The 16,829-nt window shown below is 59.8% G+C and carries 18 protein-coding genes; 11 read left to right on the plus strand and 7 right to left on the minus strand.

What is annotated here, in order from left to right:
* Nucleotides 1-26: 26 nt before the first annotated feature.
* The gene (locus EOS_RS20530; RefSeq protein ID WP_047848532.1) at nt 27-641 is read right to left on the minus strand and encodes a TetR/AcrR family transcriptional regulator; all 615 of its coding nucleotides are present in this window, start codon (nt 639-641) and stop codon (nt 27-29) included.
* An 85-nt stretch (nt 642-726) separates the two neighbouring features.
* Here EOS_RS20530 and EOS_RS20535 point away from each other — a divergent pair, with 85 nt between their 5' ends.
* Nucleotides 727-1,857, plus strand: a complete 1,131-nt coding sequence (locus EOS_RS20535) for an MBL fold metallo-hydrolase (RefSeq protein WP_047848533.1) — start codon at nt 727-729, stop codon at nt 1,855-1,857.
* A gap of 177 nt (nt 1,858-2,034) precedes the next feature.
* On the opposite strand, the gene EOS_RS44665 is transcribed toward EOS_RS20535, so the two are convergent.
* A complete protein-coding gene (locus EOS_RS44665; RefSeq protein WP_326972943.1) occupies nt 2,035-2,211 on the minus strand; it encodes a diguanylate cyclase domain-containing protein in 177 nt (58 codons plus the stop codon).
* A 786-nt stretch (nt 2,212-2,997) separates the two neighbouring features.
* Between EOS_RS44665 and EOS_RS20540 the strand changes: the two genes are divergently transcribed.
* The 5 genes from EOS_RS20540 (at nt 2,998) to EOS_RS20560 (ending at nt 8,362) form a co-directional block, all read left to right on the plus strand.
* A complete protein-coding gene (locus EOS_RS20540) occupies nt 2,998-4,053 on the plus strand; it encodes a DUF3466 family protein (protein WP_047848534.1) in 1,056 nt (351 codons plus the stop codon).
* A gap of 404 nt (nt 4,054-4,457) precedes the next feature.
* A complete protein-coding gene (locus EOS_RS20545; RefSeq protein ID WP_200908677.1) occupies nt 4,458-4,871 on the plus strand; it encodes a hypothetical protein in 414 nt (137 codons plus the stop codon).
* 291 nt (nt 4,872-5,162) lie between these two features.
* Nucleotides 5,163-6,905, plus strand: a complete 1,743-nt coding sequence (locus EOS_RS20550; RefSeq protein WP_160312513.1) for a CPBP family intramembrane glutamic endopeptidase — start codon at nt 5,163-5,165, stop codon at nt 6,903-6,905.
* Between the two features lie 307 nt (nt 6,906-7,212).
* A complete protein-coding gene (locus EOS_RS20555; RefSeq protein WP_047848537.1) occupies nt 7,213-7,752 on the plus strand; it encodes a hypothetical protein in 540 nt (179 codons plus the stop codon).
* Between the two features lie 247 nt (nt 7,753-7,999).
* A complete protein-coding gene (locus EOS_RS20560; RefSeq protein WP_047848538.1) occupies nt 8,000-8,362 on the plus strand; it encodes a translation initiation factor Sui1 in 363 nt (120 codons plus the stop codon).
* A gap of 135 nt (nt 8,363-8,497) precedes the next feature.
* On the opposite strand, the gene argC is transcribed toward EOS_RS20560, so the two are convergent.
* Complete coding sequence (argC, locus tag EOS_RS20565; RefSeq protein ID WP_047848539.1) at nt 8,498-9,427, minus strand: N-acetyl-gamma-glutamyl-phosphate reductase; 930 nt, start codon at nt 9,425-9,427, stop codon at nt 8,498-8,500.
* A gap of 127 nt (nt 9,428-9,554) precedes the next feature.
* Here argC and EOS_RS20570 point away from each other — a divergent pair, with 127 nt between their 5' ends.
* The gene (locus EOS_RS20570; protein ID WP_047848540.1) at nt 9,555-10,439 is read left to right on the plus strand and encodes a LysR family transcriptional regulator; all 885 of its coding nucleotides are present in this window, start codon (nt 9,555-9,557) and stop codon (nt 10,437-10,439) included.
* Between the two features lie 191 nt (nt 10,440-10,630).
* Here the strand turns inward: EOS_RS20570 and EOS_RS49300 are convergent, their stop codons facing one another.
* The gene (locus EOS_RS49300) at nt 10,631-10,996 is read right to left on the minus strand and encodes a GNAT family N-acetyltransferase (protein ID WP_053063988.1); all 366 of its coding nucleotides are present in this window, start codon (nt 10,994-10,996) and stop codon (nt 10,631-10,633) included.
* A 92-nt stretch (nt 10,997-11,088) separates the two neighbouring features.
* Nucleotides 11,089-11,694 carry a TetR/AcrR family transcriptional regulator gene (locus EOS_RS20580; RefSeq protein ID WP_047848541.1) on the minus strand — a complete coding sequence of 202 codons (606 nt, stop codon included), beginning with the start codon at nt 11,692-11,694 and terminating at the stop codon, nt 11,089-11,091.
* A gap of 128 nt (nt 11,695-11,822) precedes the next feature.
* Between EOS_RS20580 and EOS_RS20585 the strand changes: the two genes are divergently transcribed.
* The 4 genes from EOS_RS20585 to EOS_RS20600 all read left to right on the plus strand — a co-directional run bounded on the left by EOS_RS20585 (nt 11,823) and on the right by EOS_RS20600 (nt 15,589).
* On the plus strand, nt 11,823-12,746 hold the full coding sequence (locus EOS_RS20585; RefSeq protein ID WP_047848542.1) for an NAD-dependent epimerase/dehydratase family protein: 924 nt from the start codon (nt 11,823-11,825) through the stop codon (nt 12,744-12,746).
* Nucleotides 12,743-13,093, plus strand: coding sequence for a DoxX family protein (locus tag EOS_RS20590; RefSeq protein WP_235442896.1), 351 nt, complete (start codon nt 12,743-12,745; stop codon nt 13,091-13,093). The genes EOS_RS20585 and EOS_RS20590 overlap by 4 nt, the downstream gene beginning before the upstream one ends.
* Before the next feature lie 489 nt (nt 13,094-13,582).
* Complete coding sequence (locus EOS_RS20595; RefSeq protein WP_047848544.1) at nt 13,583-14,776, plus strand: GGDEF domain-containing protein; 1,194 nt, start codon at nt 13,583-13,585, stop codon at nt 14,774-14,776.
* Between the two features lie 357 nt (nt 14,777-15,133).
* Nucleotides 15,134-15,589, plus strand: coding sequence for a GNAT family N-acetyltransferase (locus EOS_RS20600; RefSeq protein ID WP_047848545.1), 456 nt, complete (start codon nt 15,134-15,136; stop codon nt 15,587-15,589).
* Between the two features lie 168 nt (nt 15,590-15,757).
* Here EOS_RS20600 and EOS_RS20605 read toward each other — a convergent pair whose 3' ends face one another.
* Nucleotides 15,758-16,522, minus strand: coding sequence for a phosphatase PAP2 family protein (locus EOS_RS20605; RefSeq protein WP_047848546.1), 765 nt, complete (start codon nt 16,520-16,522; stop codon nt 15,758-15,760).
* 166 nt (nt 16,523-16,688) lie between these two features.
* Complete coding sequence (locus tag EOS_RS47120) at nt 16,689-16,826, minus strand: hypothetical protein (RefSeq protein ID WP_160312514.1); 138 nt, start codon at nt 16,824-16,826, stop codon at nt 16,689-16,691.
* Between the last annotated feature and the right edge of the window lie 3 nt (nt 16,827-16,829).

Below are 16,829 nucleotides of genomic sequence, written 5' to 3' on the forward strand. Positions count from 1 at the left end.
TCGAGACGCAAGCACCGGATGTCTGCTCATGCATAGCGTGCGAGGAACATGTCAGCGGCCGATTCTGCGACCTGCTTTTGCTCCTGTTCGCCGAGCGGTACCTGGCCCATCGTCACCTGCGGCCAGAACGCGAAGGCCTTCACCAGCGCCTGCAACTGCAGCGCCGCGAAGAGCGGATTGTCGGTTTTGAGACGGCCGTCGGCGACGGCCGCCCGGATCCACACGGTCAGGTCTTCCTCGCGTTCGCCCAGGCGGGCGACCATGTCCCGCGCTCGCTCCGGCGAATGGATCCCGGCCGCGATCGCCACACGTGCAAGCGACAGAAAGGATTCGTCGTTCAGAAGCCGCAGCTTGCGGCCTAAAAGGTCGAGCAACTGCGCGCGCAACGGTTCGTCAGCGCGGTAGGCGGGAGCATCGCCCGTCTGGCTCGCGTCCCACAGCTGATGGAGAATCGCCGCGAAAAGTACTTCCTTGCTTGGGAAATGGTTGTAGACGGTACGTTTCGAGACGCTCGCCCGGGCGGCGATACGGTCCATGCTGGTCGCGTCGTAGCCGGCCGCGAGGAATTCCTCGATCGCGGCGCCGACGATGGCGTCACGCTTGCGGTCAGTCAGGCGCTGATGGGTGACATGTGGATCCATGACCGGATTTTACACCGAGCAGTTTACTTTTCTCGAAAATAAACTACACTGCCGAGTATACATTTCTCCCTGGACGGCCCATCTCATGACGTCGCTTTTCGCTCTTGTCAGCCGCACGCTCGGCGTCACCGCCGCGCAACGCGGCCGCGCGTTGTCCAGCTCCTCGCTGCAGCATGACGGCGAACGTTTTCGCAACGTCAAGCCGCGTCCCACCGAAGGCCTGCGCAAGACGCTTGGCATTGTGTGGAACGTGTTGCTTAACAAGCCGGGCGGCACTGTGCCGGCAGACGCGTTGCCCGTCGATGCGCTGACGCGTGCGCAGCTCGATGCGGCGCCCGACCGCAGCCTCTACCGGCTCGGTCATTCGACGATGCTGCTGAAGCTGCGCGGCCAGTTCTGGCTGACCGATCCCGTGTTCGCCGAGCGCGCCTCTCCGTTCCGGCATCTCGGCCCGAAGCGCTTCCATGCGCCACCGGTCGCGCTCGCCGATTTGCCACCGCTGCGCGGCGTGATCCTGTCGCACGACCACTACGACCACCTGGACCGCGAAACCGTGCTCGCGCTTGCGGAGAGCACCGGCGTGTTTCTGACACCGCTCGGCGTCGGCGACCGGCTGATCGAATGGGGCATCGACGCTTCGAAGGTGCGGCAGTTCGACTGGTGGCAAGACACCGAGGTCGACGGCATACAGTTCACCGCTACGCCCGCGCAGCATTTTTCCGGCCGCAGCCTGTTCGACGGCAACAGTACGTTATGGGCGTCGTGGGTGATCGTCGACGATGATCTGCGCGTGTTCTTCAGCGGCGACACCGGCTACTTCGATGGTTTCAGGACTATCGGCGAGCGCCTTGGGCCATTCGACGTCACGCTGGTCGAGACGGGCGCATACGACGCGCAGTGGCCGTACGTTCATATGCAGCCCGAAGAAACAGTGCAGGCGCACATCGATCTGCGCGGCCGTCGGCTCGTGCCGATTCACAACGGCACCTTCGACCTCGCCATGCACCGCTGGCAGGAGCCGTTCGAAAGGGTGATGGCACTGGCCCTCGCGCGCGGTGTCGCGCTGTCAACACCCCGCATGGGCGAGCGGCTGGATCTGAGCGCGCCACATCACGGCGAACGCTGGTGGCGCCACGTCGTCGAGACCGTCGCTGCGCCAAAGGCCGCATGGCGCCTGTGTGCCTCGCGCAATGCCGGAGACGCGAAGTCTTCGTGATCGCTTGTGAGCGCCGCCTGCCTGCCTGAGGCGACGCGCACCGCCGTTGTCAGTCTGTGACCCCCAGAGTGCATTGCGGACATGACCGTCGGTCCGGCGTCGCCCCCGGAAAATTGACGCGGCTTCTTTCGGAGCCGCCGGGTGAGCTTCGGGCGGCTGCGCCAGACGGCAGGCCGATCAACCCGCCCGGGGTTCGTCGTCCCCGGTACACAGCGCCGCGATGCGCACACGGTTGCGGCCTTCCCGCTTCGAACGGTAGAGCGCCTCGTCGGCGCGTTGCAGGATAGTGTCGAGCGTGTCGTCGGCGAGGCCGCCGACGGCGATGCCGATGCTCAGTGCCGGCTTCGTCGACAATCGGTTCCGTACCCGCTACGTAATCCGCATACGTCCGCTGCGATTCTGTTTGCTGCCAGTGCATAACGCGCTGAGCGACTTGCCCGCCCCTTCCGTTTCCCGGTCAGGAAGTCCGCAAGGGGAACCTAGCCAAGTGTTTTTGTCTCCGTCGCTGTCCGTCCCGCATTCGGCGTAAGAGGTCCAGAGGGTCGAGCGCTTGAACCCGAGCTATCGTTTAACCCACTATTGAGCAAAGGCAAGTAATCACGATTTTGCATTGTCATTAATCTGCCTCACTAGATAATAAGTTGAAAAAAACATTCCTTAGACTAGACTGGTCGATAACTTCTATCTGCGCTCATCTTCTAATGAGGCCATGTCCACTTTCCGATGCAGGACACCGAAATTTATCCCGATACAGACGCATTGGATGGCAAAAATAATGGACCTTATTATTTACAAAAATACGCTACTTCCAGTCGACCTCCACCGACATTGAGACGCAAGGTGTAGCGCTTTGTGCCGCACATGAATCGAAGTCGTGCCGACGCCTATGTCTAAGGTGGTGCATATGTGCCTGAGGATCACGAAGTGAGTTATCCAAAGTTCAGCGAGCTTTAGCACGGCATCTGGCGCCTGCCTGCCCTTGGTCTCTCTTTGCTTATGAGATCAAGACCTCAGATGGGACCGTTAGCATGGCCTCGCTCTTCGCTCTTATCGGTTGCGTCCTTGTCAAAACGCATATGGCACGCCTACGGCCCGGTTGCTGACGGCGATCCAGGTCATGTCTCAGGAAAGGGGATCATTATGCAATCTGCATGCAAGCTAATTTGCCGTATGCACTCCGTTCACCGCGCCCTGATTGCTTTCACCCTGCTCACGGCCGCTGCACTCCAGCCCGCCGTAGCCGAAAGTTTTGACGTCAGGGATCTCGGCACGCTCCCTGGCAACACCAGCCAGGCTAGCGGGGTCAACGAGCGCGGCCAGGCGGTCGGTTTCTCGAACGTCGCGAACGGGGACCAGCACGCTACCCTGTATGAAGACGGGAAGGTGACCGATTTGGGCACGCTCCCCGGTGGCACCAATGCTACCGCCGACGCGATCAACGAGCGCGGCCAGGTGGTCGGCTGGTCGGCCGTTGGCGGGAACGAGCATGCCCTTCTGAACGAGCACGCTTTTCTGTTTGAACACGGCGTGATGACCGACCTGGGCACGCTCCCTAATGGCAACACCAGTGTCGCTAACGCCATCAACGATCGCGGCCAGGCGGTCGGTTGGTCGCTTAATGCACTCACGGATACCCAAGCCGTTCTGTTTGAAAAAGGAAAGGTGATCGATCTGGGCACGCTACCCGGCGGGTACTTCAGCGCCGCTTATGGGATCAACGATCGCGGCCAGGTGGTCGGCTGGTCCACTAGTGCAACCTCGGGGGCCGACCACGCCTTTCTGTACGATCACGGCGTGATGACCGACCTGGGCACGCTCCCGGGCGGCAACAGCAGTGCCGCTTTCGCGCTCAACAATCGCGGCCAGGTGGTCGGCCAGGCGGCCACACCAAGCGGGTACGAGCACGCCTTCCTGTATGAGCACGGCGTAATGACCGACCTGGGCACGCTCCCCGGTGGCACCATCAGTATCGCTTCCGGGATCAACGATCGCGGCCAGGTGGTTGGCCAGTCGACCGATGCAAGCGGGAACTTTCGCGCGTTTCTGTATGAACACGGTGTGATGACCGACCTGGGCATGCTCCCCGGCGGCAACACCAGTACCGCTAGCGCAATCAACAATCGCGGCCAAATCGTGGGCTACTCCGGGACACCTTATTCCCCGTGGCACGCCGCCATCTGGACGCGAGAAAGATGATTGCTGATTACGACCCCTGATGCCCGACGTTACCAGCTAGATTGGCGACAATCCGCGCCCACTCGCCCAATTACAGTGAGGGGAAATCGCTGTCCAGTTGGTGTTGATAATGGCGGGCGGACTATTGGCGTTGCGTACGGAAGCACGTCTCCTTGATATTGCAAACTGAAGCCGAATAATACAAGAACGCTAAAGAACTCTAAAGAACTTATCTCCCACAGCCGATATTCAATTATCAGGCCGATGGCGACACCGCAACTCGCGCGGCCTGAAAGTTCGGATGCTCTGTGCAGCACTGCCGGTCATCAATTTCTTAACAATAAATCCGGAACTACAAAATGCGTTTTATCTCTCTTTCAGCGATCTGCGTCCTCCTCCTTGCCGCGTGTGCGGGAGCGCCAACCATGAATCCTCTACCCGCCGACCGGGGGCACGATGTAAGCGTCGCACTTACTGGCGGTGTGAGCGAATTGCAGATTGATACGGGATCGTTCGACATTTCTTCTGAAGCTAAAGCGGACCTTCTCGGGGCCTTCCACGCCGAGATGACGAAGATCGGTATTCCGGTTACGGCGTCGGGTGTTCCGGTCGCACTTCACGTAAGCGAATTCAAGACACGCTCCGTTGCGGCACGGATACTCCTTGGCGCGCTCGCCGGCAGCGACCACATCAAGGGGACGGTCACGGTCGCCGGAACCGATTTCGAGGTGGCCGACACAGGCGTCACGGTAGTAAGTGGCCTAGGTGTAGTCGCGAGGAACGTGGGCATGCAGACGGCAGATGGGATTGGTCATCTGGCCGGCGTTGCCGTCAAGTAACAAGCGCGGCATGGTCCGGGGCGGTCAGCACTTCTGACGGCGCGGTCCGTGCCACAAGCGCCATTGCTTGCGGCGCGGACAACGAAACTGTGTGCCAGAGGGGTAAGCATTCGTATGGACATGTGCCGTCCGAGTGCTCCCGCAACCCAAAGCGCATACGTCAACCGCGCAAAAGGTCCGCCACCTCATTGGCTCAGTCTGCCCTCTGCTTCCATGCTCGCCAGAACCCTTACATCTTGCCTCCTTGTCGTAGGCAGCGCACTACTGACGGGTCATGCCGTTGCGTCCGACGTGGCCCGCCTGTCGCCCGACAAAATCCGCACGCCGGAGCAAGCCGCCGAATTCGTTGTTGGCCAGGAGAAGAACAGCTACCAGCAGGTGCTCGACCTTTATCGTCAGGCTCAGCGCGAAAATCCCGGCGACATATCGCTTCTTCTCGCGCAATGCAAATTCATCGAGCGCTTCACGTGGTCGGATGATCTGAGCTGGGGCGACGTCGCCGGGAAGGACTTGGAAGCTTGTCGCACCGCGCTCGACAAGGAGTTTGCAACCGATCCCGAGGCGGCACTTTATCTGCTCGAACATCGGTTCGGTGCAGATGCGGTCGCGTATGGCGAGCCGCTTGTCGCCAACTCGACGGGCTGGAGCACGGCGCAGCGCGCGCGTCTTCATGCCGCGTTGTCACGCGGTTACGCGACCATGAAAAGCGATACCCGTGCCGGGCAGGAGGCGGTTCTCGCGGTGCAGCTCGATCCGGCCAATGACCGCCTGATCGACGCGGTGCGCTACCTGGCGAGGACCGGTCGCGCACGCGATGCCAACAAGCTGCTGGCGGCGGCGCCCGTCGCCAGGACGCCATGGCAGGAAGCCGTACGCATCAATACGGCTGTCGAAGTGCTGCCTGGCACGGAAGCGAGCGACGAGTTACATCGCGCCCAACGCGCCGGACTCAAGATCGACGCTTATACGATGGCGCGTGTATTACAGCGTGCCGGCGATTCGACAGCCGCGGAAGCGGTTCTGACTGCTGACGCCGCGTCGCATAAATTCGAGTCGCCGCAGAACCAGCAGCTTCGCCTTGACGTTGCATTCGATGTGGGCGACGCGAAGATAGCTGCCGACATTGTCCGCGACCAGTACCAGAAGACCGGCAAGGCCGCGCCGCTCGCGTACGCGTACGCGCATCTGCTCGACCTCGATCCGGCTATCGCCGCCCGCGCCGATTTGCTACCACTCGCGGCCGGCCTGCTCGGCATGCTCGCGCTCTATCTTGCATCGCCAGGCCTGTTGCTGTTCCCGGTGCATTACCGCGGTACGGTCCGGCAACGTTCCGGAAAAGCGTCCGCGCCGCTCTTCGCGCGGATAGGTTTGCGGCACGCATGGTGGGGGCTGGGCGTCTTTTCCATGGCGCTCTATCTCGTCACGATCTTCCGCATGGGCACGGCGGCGCTGTCGCCGACTGGCAGCGGCGTAGTGCGCATCGATGCCTCAAATCGCATTGCGATTTCGCATTTGTGGACGCTGTTTTTCAGCGCGCTCGGGTTGGCGGCAGTCGGTCGGCTGATCGGATGGCGCGAATGGATCGGCAGTGGACGATGGAAGTTGACGTGGATGTTGGTACCCGTCGCCGCATACGGCATTTCTCAGCTCCCCCACTTGCTGGCTCGGCACAACGTGCCGCACGGCTTCGCTCCGAACTCGTGGACGGTGAACCTGGCGCACGGTGCAGTCGCGCTCGGCGGCATTCCGCTCGCGCTGCTGGTGTTATCTGTGTTTGTGCCTGTAATCGAAGAACTGGTGTTCCGTGGTTGCCTGTTAGGCGGATTGTCCCGTCATATCAGCTTCGGTTGGGCCAACGTGCTGCAGGCTGCGGTATTCGCGGGTATGCACGAAGACATGCGCCATTTTATCTATCTGTTCGTGATGGGCCTGATTGCCGGTTGGCTGACCAAGAAGACGAAGGGGCTGTCGATGCCGATCCTGTTGCACGCGATCAATAACGCGATCTTCGTCTACGCCGTGGCCGCAGCGTAACCGGTTAGGACGGGCGCCGGGTGGCTGGGTGGCTTGGGCGTCGTACATGTCAACATGCCATTGCGCGCGATGGGTGAAACGATAGATGGAATCGAGCGGTTTTGAAAGGACAGCGTACTAGATGCACGACGGTTTGAGGGAGACTGGGATGCAGCCACTTTCGGTTATTCGACGTCGCCGCTTAAATTGTGGACAATTGCTTTAGGCGGTTCGAAGCAGAACGCGCTGCGGCAACTATCGACCTGCGGGCATGCTTTACGCTGAGACGCCAACGATAAGAGACTTTTAGTTCACGGAAAGCATCCATATGCTTATTCAGCAGCAACTGGAACGGCCGCTACTACCCAAAGTACCGCCGTTTGTGACGTTTTGGCGTGCGCTACTTGGATACATTGCGGCCATGAGTTGTGCCGCGGCTGCGTTCTTTCCCTGGCTGGATATCACTCACGCCGTCCGTGGTGAAAACATGACGTTTCTCCGGCCAGCGTTACTGTCGGTCGAAGGCGCTCGTCACTTTTGGACTCTTGAACTCGGAGCCGTTCTCGCAGCACTGGTATTCGCGTCGGTGTGGACTCTTCCAATGTACGTAGCTGGGATGGCGCTGGCTCGGCTCTTTGGTGTGCGGCGATGGATCTATTTCGTCGCGCTCGGAATTGTTTTGGTTGTCGCCTTCCCGTACGTCGTATCCGCGCCGCGTATGCCGTTCGCCTTACTTGGGATCAAAAACATCGATATGTGGTTTGCGGTTTTCAATATGCCGATCGGGGTAATTGCCGGTGTTGTTTGCTGGCTGGTTCTTCGAGCGACCTATCCCAAGACATCGAGGCAGCCCAACGTTCATGGGTAGTCGACTCGGCCTGCTACGTCGCCGGTCTGGCAGCGATGTGTCTTCATCGCTTCCCCACAACTCAATCGGTGACACAATTCCCGCCTAACTCGGAAGCAGGATGTCTGTTCTCGGGAGAGCCAGCTGCCCGCTCCGTGTCGACGTCGGAAGTATGGAATGAGACCGGACTTTGCCAGAAGCGGCTGCTAAGGCCCACCTGCTAAACTCAGCCCGCTTCCCGACCTGAGTATCTTTGAATAAGCCAATTATGAAGATTTGTGCAAAGGGCGGCCTTGTCTATTCCACCGATGGCGGGCGGATGTGTCCCGAATGCAGGCAGGTGCTCACGGAATGCGTCTGCGAGACGGTCACCAAGACACTACCGGTAGGTGATGGCGTGGTGCGAGTGACTCGCGAGACAAAGGGGCGGGGCGGGAAAAGCGTGACGATCGTTAAAGGGCTGGTGCTCGATCCTCTTGCCTTGGCCTTGCTAAGCAAGCGGTTGCGCATGGCCTGCGGTTCTGGTGGAACGGTCAAGGATGGAGCGATTGAAGTCCAGGGTGACCATTGCGAGCGGGTCATCGAAGCGCTCAAAAAGTACGGGCATAGTGCGAAGCGGGCCGGGGGCTAATTGCTTCAATGAGCGGCGGCGCTTGAGTACAACGGACCGCGTGCGGCCAGTATGAGACATTCGACGGCTACGACCAGATTGACAACAATCGTCGGCATATGGATGCGGCCGAACGTTAGCTCAATCCATCAGCCACTATTGCTGCGTGAGCATCAGGTTCAGGTTCTGAACCGCAGCGCCGGATGCGCCTTTGCCGAGATTATCGAAAACTGCAGATAGCAGCACGTGCCCGTGCGCCGTGTTGGGAAATACGCTCAAGCGCATGTCGTTCGTACCGTTCAGCATTTGCGGATCCAGGTGCTTTAAGGCGCACGATTCCAGCAGCGGCAAGACATGCACGTGGGTCGCCTCGGCATAGTGCCGCGCGAGGCATTCGTGCAACGCGGCACCATCCACGTCGGGCGCCAGCAGCCGCAACTCCAAGGGCACCGTCAGCACGATGCCCTGGCGGAACGCACCATACGCAGGGACAAAGATCGGACGCTGCGCGAGCCCGGCGTGCCGCTGGATCTCCGGGGTGTGCTTATGCGCGAGTTCCAAACCATAGACCTGGTAAGAAGGCGCGTTGACGGCGCCCCGCCCCTCGTGCTCCTCCACGCCGGCACGTCCACGTCCCGAGTAGCCGGACACAGCGTGAATGCTGACCGGATAGCTGTCTGGTATGAGCCCGGCCTGTAGCAGGGGACGCAGCAGGCCAATCGCACCGGTCGGATAGCAACCAGGATTGGTGACCCGACGTGCGTTCGCGATGCGTTCCGCCTGTCCCGCAGCCATCTCCGGAAAACCGTATGTCCAGTCCGGCTGCGTGCGGTGGGCGGAACTCGCGTCGATTACCCTGACAGCGGGATTGGCGATCGTATCCATCGCCTCGCGCGCGGCGTCGTCGGGTAGGCAGAGGATGGCGATGTCGCAGGCGTTAATGGCTTCGGCGCGACGCTTCGGATCCTTGCGTTCCGCAGCGGGAAGCGTAAATAGCTTCAGGTCGCTTCGATCGCGAAGCCGTTCGTGGATCTGCAACCCGGTGGTGCCTTGGTCGCCGTCGATGAAAACGAGGGGAGGGATCATGCGCGGAATACTCCGGTGACTGGGTCATAACAAGTAGAGCGAGCCCCTATCTTCTGCGTACAGCTAGAATAGCGAAAGTTGAATTTCATAACGCTAACATTCAGCTTTTCTGAATCTGGACCCTGACATGCGAGAGATCAGCCTGGACCGCTTGCGCACCCTGGTCGCTATTGCCGACCGTGGCTCATTCGCCGACGCGGCGCGTGCGCTGCACCTGGCGCCGCCAACGGTCAGCCTGCACATCGCTGAACTGGAAGACCGCATTGGGGCTCCGCTCCTGTCACGGAAGCGCGGACATGTTCGACCGTCGGCGATAGGCGAGATGTTGGTAGGGCGCGCGCGTCGACTGCTGGCCGACGCGGAACAGGCGTTGGACGATGTTCACCGCCAGGTGCAGGGGCTCGAAGGGCGCGTGCGGCTCGGTGCGTCGACCGGCGCGATCGCGCACCTGTTGCCGCAAGCGCTTGAGGTGCTGCGTCAGCACCATCCCGCTATAGACATTCAAGTTGCAGTACTCACTTCGCATGAAACGCTGTCCCGACTGGCGGATGGAACGCTGGATGTTGGGCTGGTTGCTCTGCCTCAGCCCCCGATGGCTGGGCTCACAATAAAGCCCTGGCGTCGCGACCCCGTCATGGCCTTCGTGCCGGCACATTGGCGATGTCCGGCTCGCATCACGCCTGAGTGGCTCGCGGCTCAGCCGCTCATTCTTAACGACTCCACCACGCGTCTCTCGCGTCTGACTGCGGAGTGGTTCGCAACCGGCGGTCACCACCCTGCGCCGCGCATTCAGCTCAACTACAACGACGCAATCAAGAGCCTGGTCGCGGCGGGTTACGGGGCAGCGCTGTTGCCTCATGAGGCCACTACGCCTTTGCCCGACCGACGCATTGCCATGCATGCGCTGCGCCCTGCGTTGTGGCGTCGCCTCGGCGTTGCACATCGTGCGGGACACGTCGAACGTTCCACGCAACACGTACTCGATGTGTTGTGGGATCTCCGATTGGCGTAGGAATTGCCATTTGCCGCCTCGGCTTGCTTCTGGCTGGGACGGTAGCCGATTGCGCGCCACGACGAACGAATGGCCGGTTTGTAGAAATTTGACCGGCCGAAGCGGGTCAACGGACGGTCGCGTGAGACTGCCAGTGGCCACTGGCCACAAGCTGAGAGCGCGAAAATGAATGTCCAATGGGCAACTTGCAATCATAACCACATGTGAAGGACCGGCCGGTCCCAGGGAACAGAGGCGGACGAAGGTTTGGTTCCGGTAATTCGAGCGCCCATGCGTTGGTAAAATCCGACCGATGGTGGGTGGGATACGATGAGAAGCTTCGTCGCTCCGACCACCTGGGCATGCGCGGACATATGCTGAAAGAGAAACTTGCCCACACTTTTACCTTGTGCTGCGTCAGGGACGAAAAGCAAGTCTAGTTCCGCTACGGGCGCGATGACTAAACTGTAGAAGCCCAAAATGCCGATTTCATGCTCGACGACGAAGACCTCGTCGTTCGCAATCTGAGCGCGTGTCACTTCGTAGTGGTGCCAATATCTGCGCGTAATGCCCAACATATGCTGTAGATGAACGCATCAATGCGGTCAAAGAATTGGCGTCTCCGCCAATCGCCCTTCGTGCAGTGGCCCGACATCTTATGCGGCGCTCCTTAGCGAAGTGCAGCCGCCACCGCCTCGTCAATCTGCAGCGCAAAGCGCGCTTCAACATTGGGCACCGTGTAGCCAATTGACAGTTCCAGATACGCGTCGCCAAGCACCAACTGAACGAATGTCGCTGCCCGCAATGCAGCAGTCGATTTGTCAAATCGCTTTCGCAGAATTTTTGCGGCGAAGGCACGCACGACCTTTGCACCATTTTCGTAAAACACTTGGCCAAGTTCCGGAAGACGCTCGGCCTCAGCAACGATGGCCCGGTAAAGCCGCAGATAATCCGGCGTAATAAGGCTTCGTGCCAGCAACCATCCCAACTCGCGCAACTCGACTTCGGGTGCGCCATCGGTTTGCTCGCCCTGAGCGCTGGCAAGCAGCGCGCCCACCTGAGCGCACATCTCGCTGACCAGACCAACGAAGAGCGCCTCCTTCGACTTGAAGTGGCGGTAGACCGTCTGTTTGCCGACGCCAGCGGCCGCGGCGACATCGTCCATCGTTGCCAAACCGAAACCCTCGCGTAAGAAAACGGTTTTCGCGCCGTCGAGGATTGCAGACCGCTTACGGCATTGCAGCGGGCTCAGGCCGGAGAGAGAAGAAGTGTCCATGCGAGATAAATAACAGATCGTTGAGTAGTTGACAAGACCAGTCAGTCTCGTTTAGATTTGTCAAAACGAGACCAATGGGTCTCGTTTGTATAACTATTCAACTTCGCAGCCAATCATTGGAGAACGCTTTGAAACTGTTCATTACAGGTGGTACTGGCTTCATCGGGCAAGCGGTCGCGCGCAAGGCAATCATCCTCGGCCATCAGGTGACGGCGCTGGTGCGCGATGACAGCTCGGCGGCCGCGAGCGCGCTGGCACGTCTCGGTGTGACCCTGCATTCCGGCGACCTGCGCGAGCCACAGTCTTTCGCTGGGACTGCCGGTGCCGCTGATGGCGTGGTGCACACCGCGTCGACCAACGATGCTTCCACCGCTGCTGCTGATGAGGCCGCGACTGTAGCGATGCTTTCGCATTTGCGTCCGGGCGCGGCGTTTGTCTATACGTCGGGCACCTGGGTCTACGGCAATACGGAGGGGGAGCCCGCGACTGAAGCATCGGCGCTGAACCCGACACCACTCATCGCCTGGCGGCCCGCAGTGGAGCATCAGGTGCTGGCGCTAGCAGCACGCCGCTCGATTGCTGCAGTGATCCTCAGGCCAGCGATGGTGCACGGCTACGGCGGCGGCGTCTTCGGCATGCTTGCCGGCATGGTCCGTCAAACCGGCAGTGTGAGGGTCGTCGGCGATGGTCACAACCACTGGCCTGCCGTTCACGTCGATGATCTCGCCACCGCCTACCTGAGCGCGATGGAGCGGGCGGCAAGTGGGGACGGTCTAGTCGCGGGACAGATCTTCAACGTGGTCGCGGAAGATGCTGTTGCCGTTGCCGAAATGGGTGAAGCGATTCGGGCCTCGGTCGGCGCCGATCGCGTCGAACCCTGGCCGCTCGACGATGCTCGCAAATCGCTTGGACCGTTCGCTGACGCACTGGCGCTCGATCAGACAGTAAGCGGCCAGCATGCCCGGCGAGTTCTTGCGTGGAAGCCCCATGGCCCCGGCCTGATTGCGGACCTCTCTGTACAAAAGCACTTTCAGCAAAGCAACGGAGCATGACCATGGCGTGGAACGGTGCATCTTTCGAGTCGGTTCTCGCGGTGATCGTAGCGGTTCTGTTCGCGGTTGCTGGAGTGGTCAATCTCGCAGGACGCGGCGCGGTGAAGCGCGACTTCGCACGCTGGGGTTACCCGGCATGGTTTCATTTGCTCTGTGGCGCTCTCGAGTTGCTCAGTGCGGCACTTCTTTTTGGACAACAAACCAGAGTTTTGGGCCTAACGCTGGCCGGTGCGATCATGGTCGGCGCGCTCTTCACGTTGCTACGAAACCGGGAGCCGTTCGGGCATCTCGCCCCGGCGCTGATCTTTTCGGCTCTCGTTGTGGTTACTGTGGCGCTCCGCGGTTGAGGCTTGCTCGCCACCAGGCGAGTGAGCCCGGGACGCTAACAGGCCGCGCGGGCAATCCGTGCTGCATGTACTTGAAATGCGCACATGGATAGCGGCATTGGAGCAACTCCAATTTGATCACGTGCGTCACGTGTCTGCTTTTTGTAGGGATGGCTGGGCGCTCCCGGTCGCCTGCCGCAGATCACCGCTTTATGTGCCACGGGAAACGGCCTCTCATGCATGTGGCAGCGGGCGGCCAGTAAGGGACCTTCGCCGACGTCAGAAGAATCGCTGACAATCCTGCGCGCATCAAGTTCCGAACTCGAGACCGGATGCGACACTATCGCCTTGCCCGAGGGCTCCCACTCACCAGGCGTACAATCCTCTGACCATATCGGGTGCCACGTCCATTTTTGGGAGAGTCGTCAATGGCGGCTGACGATACACGCCCTGAGAACCGCCAACCCATAGGCCCGGCGATTTCGCGGCCGGCAGCGGAGAACGAGCCACATGCCCGCTCAGATAACGCTCAATCAACTCGTTCAATTGATCATCCCAGGTATCACGGCCGTCTTTTCGCTCGGTTTTGCCTGTGCATGGCTCTACGATAGACGACTGCGCTATCTGCGCTTTCTCGCCGCTTCATTTGTTGCTTTCGCACTCGGCTCGGCAGTGCAGATCTGTCACCTGCCGGATGAATGGCGATTGAACGCGCTTATATCGGCAACGTTTTATGTGTTAAGCATTCAACTGTTGGCGGAAGGTGTTTTGCGCAGGGCAGGGCTTCACTTGCGGCTAGCGACGCATGCGTCGATGTTCGCGCTGGTGCTGGGCGGCATGTATTACTTCTCCTTCGTGACGTCGAACCTACTCGTGCGCGTCTACATTTTGAATCTCAGCGCCGGGCTGTTGATGGTGTTTACCGCGGTCCGTTTCAGGAAACGCTGCAATGGCCGCACCGTCAACCACGTTCTTCTCTGGGTGCTGCTGATCTTCGGCGCCAGTTTTTTCATCAGGACGCCGCTCACTACGATCCAACCCTTGCCGCATAGCGCTGCGCCGTTCGCGCGAACCATTTTCTGGGTCTTGCTGCAGTTGTCGCTCGCCCTGATGGGCGCTGTGTTGGGGCTCGTGCTGCTGGCCGCCGCGATGTCGGACGTGATCGACCGGCTGACTCTCGAACGCGATCTCGACTCGCTCACCGAAACGTTGAACCGGCGCGCGTTTGAACGCATGGCGGGCCGCCGCGTCGCGGACAAGCGAAGCTATCCGCTCGCGCTGATCGCTTTCGACATCGACAACTTCAAATCTATCAACGACCGTTACGGGCATGCGGCCGGCGACGCGGTGCTGCGCCAGTTCGCCGCAATCCTGCGCGCCGCGGTGCGCGAGAAAGACGTGGTGGCGCGCATCGGCGGCGAGGAGTTCGTGCTTCTGCTGCCGGGCGCTGACGACAAATTCGCGTATCAGATCGCCGAGCGCTTGCGCACCGTGCTGGAGTCTTCACGCTTCAATGAAATCGAGGCTACGCTGTGCGTTACGACGAGTGCCGGCGTTGCCCGGTATCGGCCTGGCGAGGCGGTCGGGGAGTTGCTGGCGCGCGCCGATCACCTGCTCTATGCGGCGAAGCGCGCGGGAAGGAACCGGGTGGTCACGGAGCCGTTAGGTCAGACGTGGGATGCCCCCGAGCTTGATATCGTGTGATCGCCCGAAGGCCGGCAAGCACTCAAACCGTACCGTCGCGGATGGGCTTGGGGTAGGAAAAAAGGGACGCGCGTAAATCCGTTCGCGCTCCAGTTCAGTTGAGTCCTCCTGCGTGACGAAATTGGGGCGCATCGCCGTGCCAGCTCTTCATGGGCCAGAGCGCGAGGTCACCAAACGCTCCACACTATTACACTGGTTTCTTGGCCTTTTGCATTGGACTCCGTCGGCCATTTTGAGACGTTCGACAGCATCGGATAGATCGGAGACAATCGGGAAATGAACACCAGATAGCGGCCGTCGTCGGTCGTTTTTCGTCGTCCGGTACTTTAATTTCCCTTTCGCCCCGCTTGTTCGGCCATGACTCTCACCTTCGAATCACCCGACCAACCTGACGTGGTCGCCCTCATCGCCGATCTGGACACGTACCAAGACACACTGTACCCACCAGAGAGCAGGCACGCTTTGGACCTCGCGTCGTTGAAGCAACCCAATGTCCTGTTTGCCGTTGCGCGGGATAGTGAGGGCCAGGCAATCGGTTGTGGGGCGATAGTCCTCTGCCCTGAATTCGGCGAACTCAAACGCATGTATGTCAGTCCTCGCGGCCGAGGGCAAGGCGTTGCCAAGAAACTCCTGGCTCTGCTCGAATCCCGTGCAATGGACTTTGGCTGTAAGTTGCTGAAGCTTGAAACCGGACCTTACCAACATGAGGCGTTGGCTTTGTATGCCTCGGCCGGCTATGAGCGCCGGGGACCGTTTGGCGATTACACGAACGACCCACTGAGTGTGTTCATGCAGAAACACATCGCGTCCTGAGATGTGGCTTCCTGCGGACACACGATAAAGGCCAGAAAAGTCTGAGAGCACACTTCGACGTCAGACGAATTTCGGCCGTTTTGAGACGTTCGACACAGCCGCCTTGACCGTTGACAATCGACGGACGAACGCCAGATAACGACCATCATCGACATGAATAATCCTGGTTCACCATTCTTGCCCGCGTCGAATATTGACACCAGCGAGTCCCAGGCCGATAGATGCGGTCCCGTGCAGTGGTAGTGCTTTTGAAACCGACTGCTCGATCAATCGTATTTCGTCAAACTGGGTTATTAGTTCAAAACATAAGAGAAACGCGAAGGTATAACAAGGCCCGGGAAATCTGTGAAACCATCCCAGGATCGGCACTGCAAAACGCGTTCTGACGGAGTCCCGTGACATCACATAGGTGAGGACAATCCCGATCGCCGCCCCCCCGAGCACGTCGGTCGGATAGTGCAAGCCGAGATAAACGCGCGGCATGCATATGAAGATCGTGCTGTACAAAAGCGCGAGCACGCCCACGCGGCGCCAGACGAGAAAAATTCCTGTCGCGACCGCCATCCACAGCATCGCGTGGTCGCTCGGAAAGGAACTCCAGGTTCGCAGCACCGCCTCTGGCGCACCGGCTGATGGAAAGTGCAGGTACAGTTCGGGGTTATAGATTGGTCGCCCCCGGAATGGCAAGTAATGGGCGAGAAGCCTGCCGATTGCGAGTGACAGAAGGCCGCTCGCAATCGTTGCGATGACCATTTCGCGCTCCCATTCACCACGCTGACTGGGTTTGAACCACACCCACCACAAAACGGGTATGAGTACCAAGCCCTTCGATGTATATAGGTCCGCGATTACCCTTATCGCGTGGTTAAGCAAGTCGGAGCTAAAAGCGATGTGCGTCAGAAAAGTTTGAATTGCTGTATCGAAACTGTTCATTTCGCATCTCCTTTTAGACTTATAGCGATAAAAATGCCTGTTAGCGAAAGCTGACGCTGGCGCGCGCTTTTTTTCGAACCGCGAGTGCGCCAAGTATGTCACCCCAGACATAAGGCACAAGACGTAAAAAAATAACGGGTCCGGGGAGCAATGGCAGCGTCCCGACCTACGGATCGGTTGAATCGCGCAGTGGGCGCAATTCAGTGCGTGCGATGGCCACCGGCACCGCGAACGAGTAGCGTCCGAGCATGTTGATCTTGTCATGGACGAACGACGTCAGCCTGACCTCCTCCTCAAGGCCCACCGG

It is taken from the genome of Caballeronia mineralivorans PML1(12) (assembly GCF_001028175.1).
In the GTDB taxonomy this organism is placed as follows: Bacteria; Pseudomonadota; Gammaproteobacteria; order Burkholderiales; family Burkholderiaceae; genus Caballeronia; species Caballeronia mineralivorans.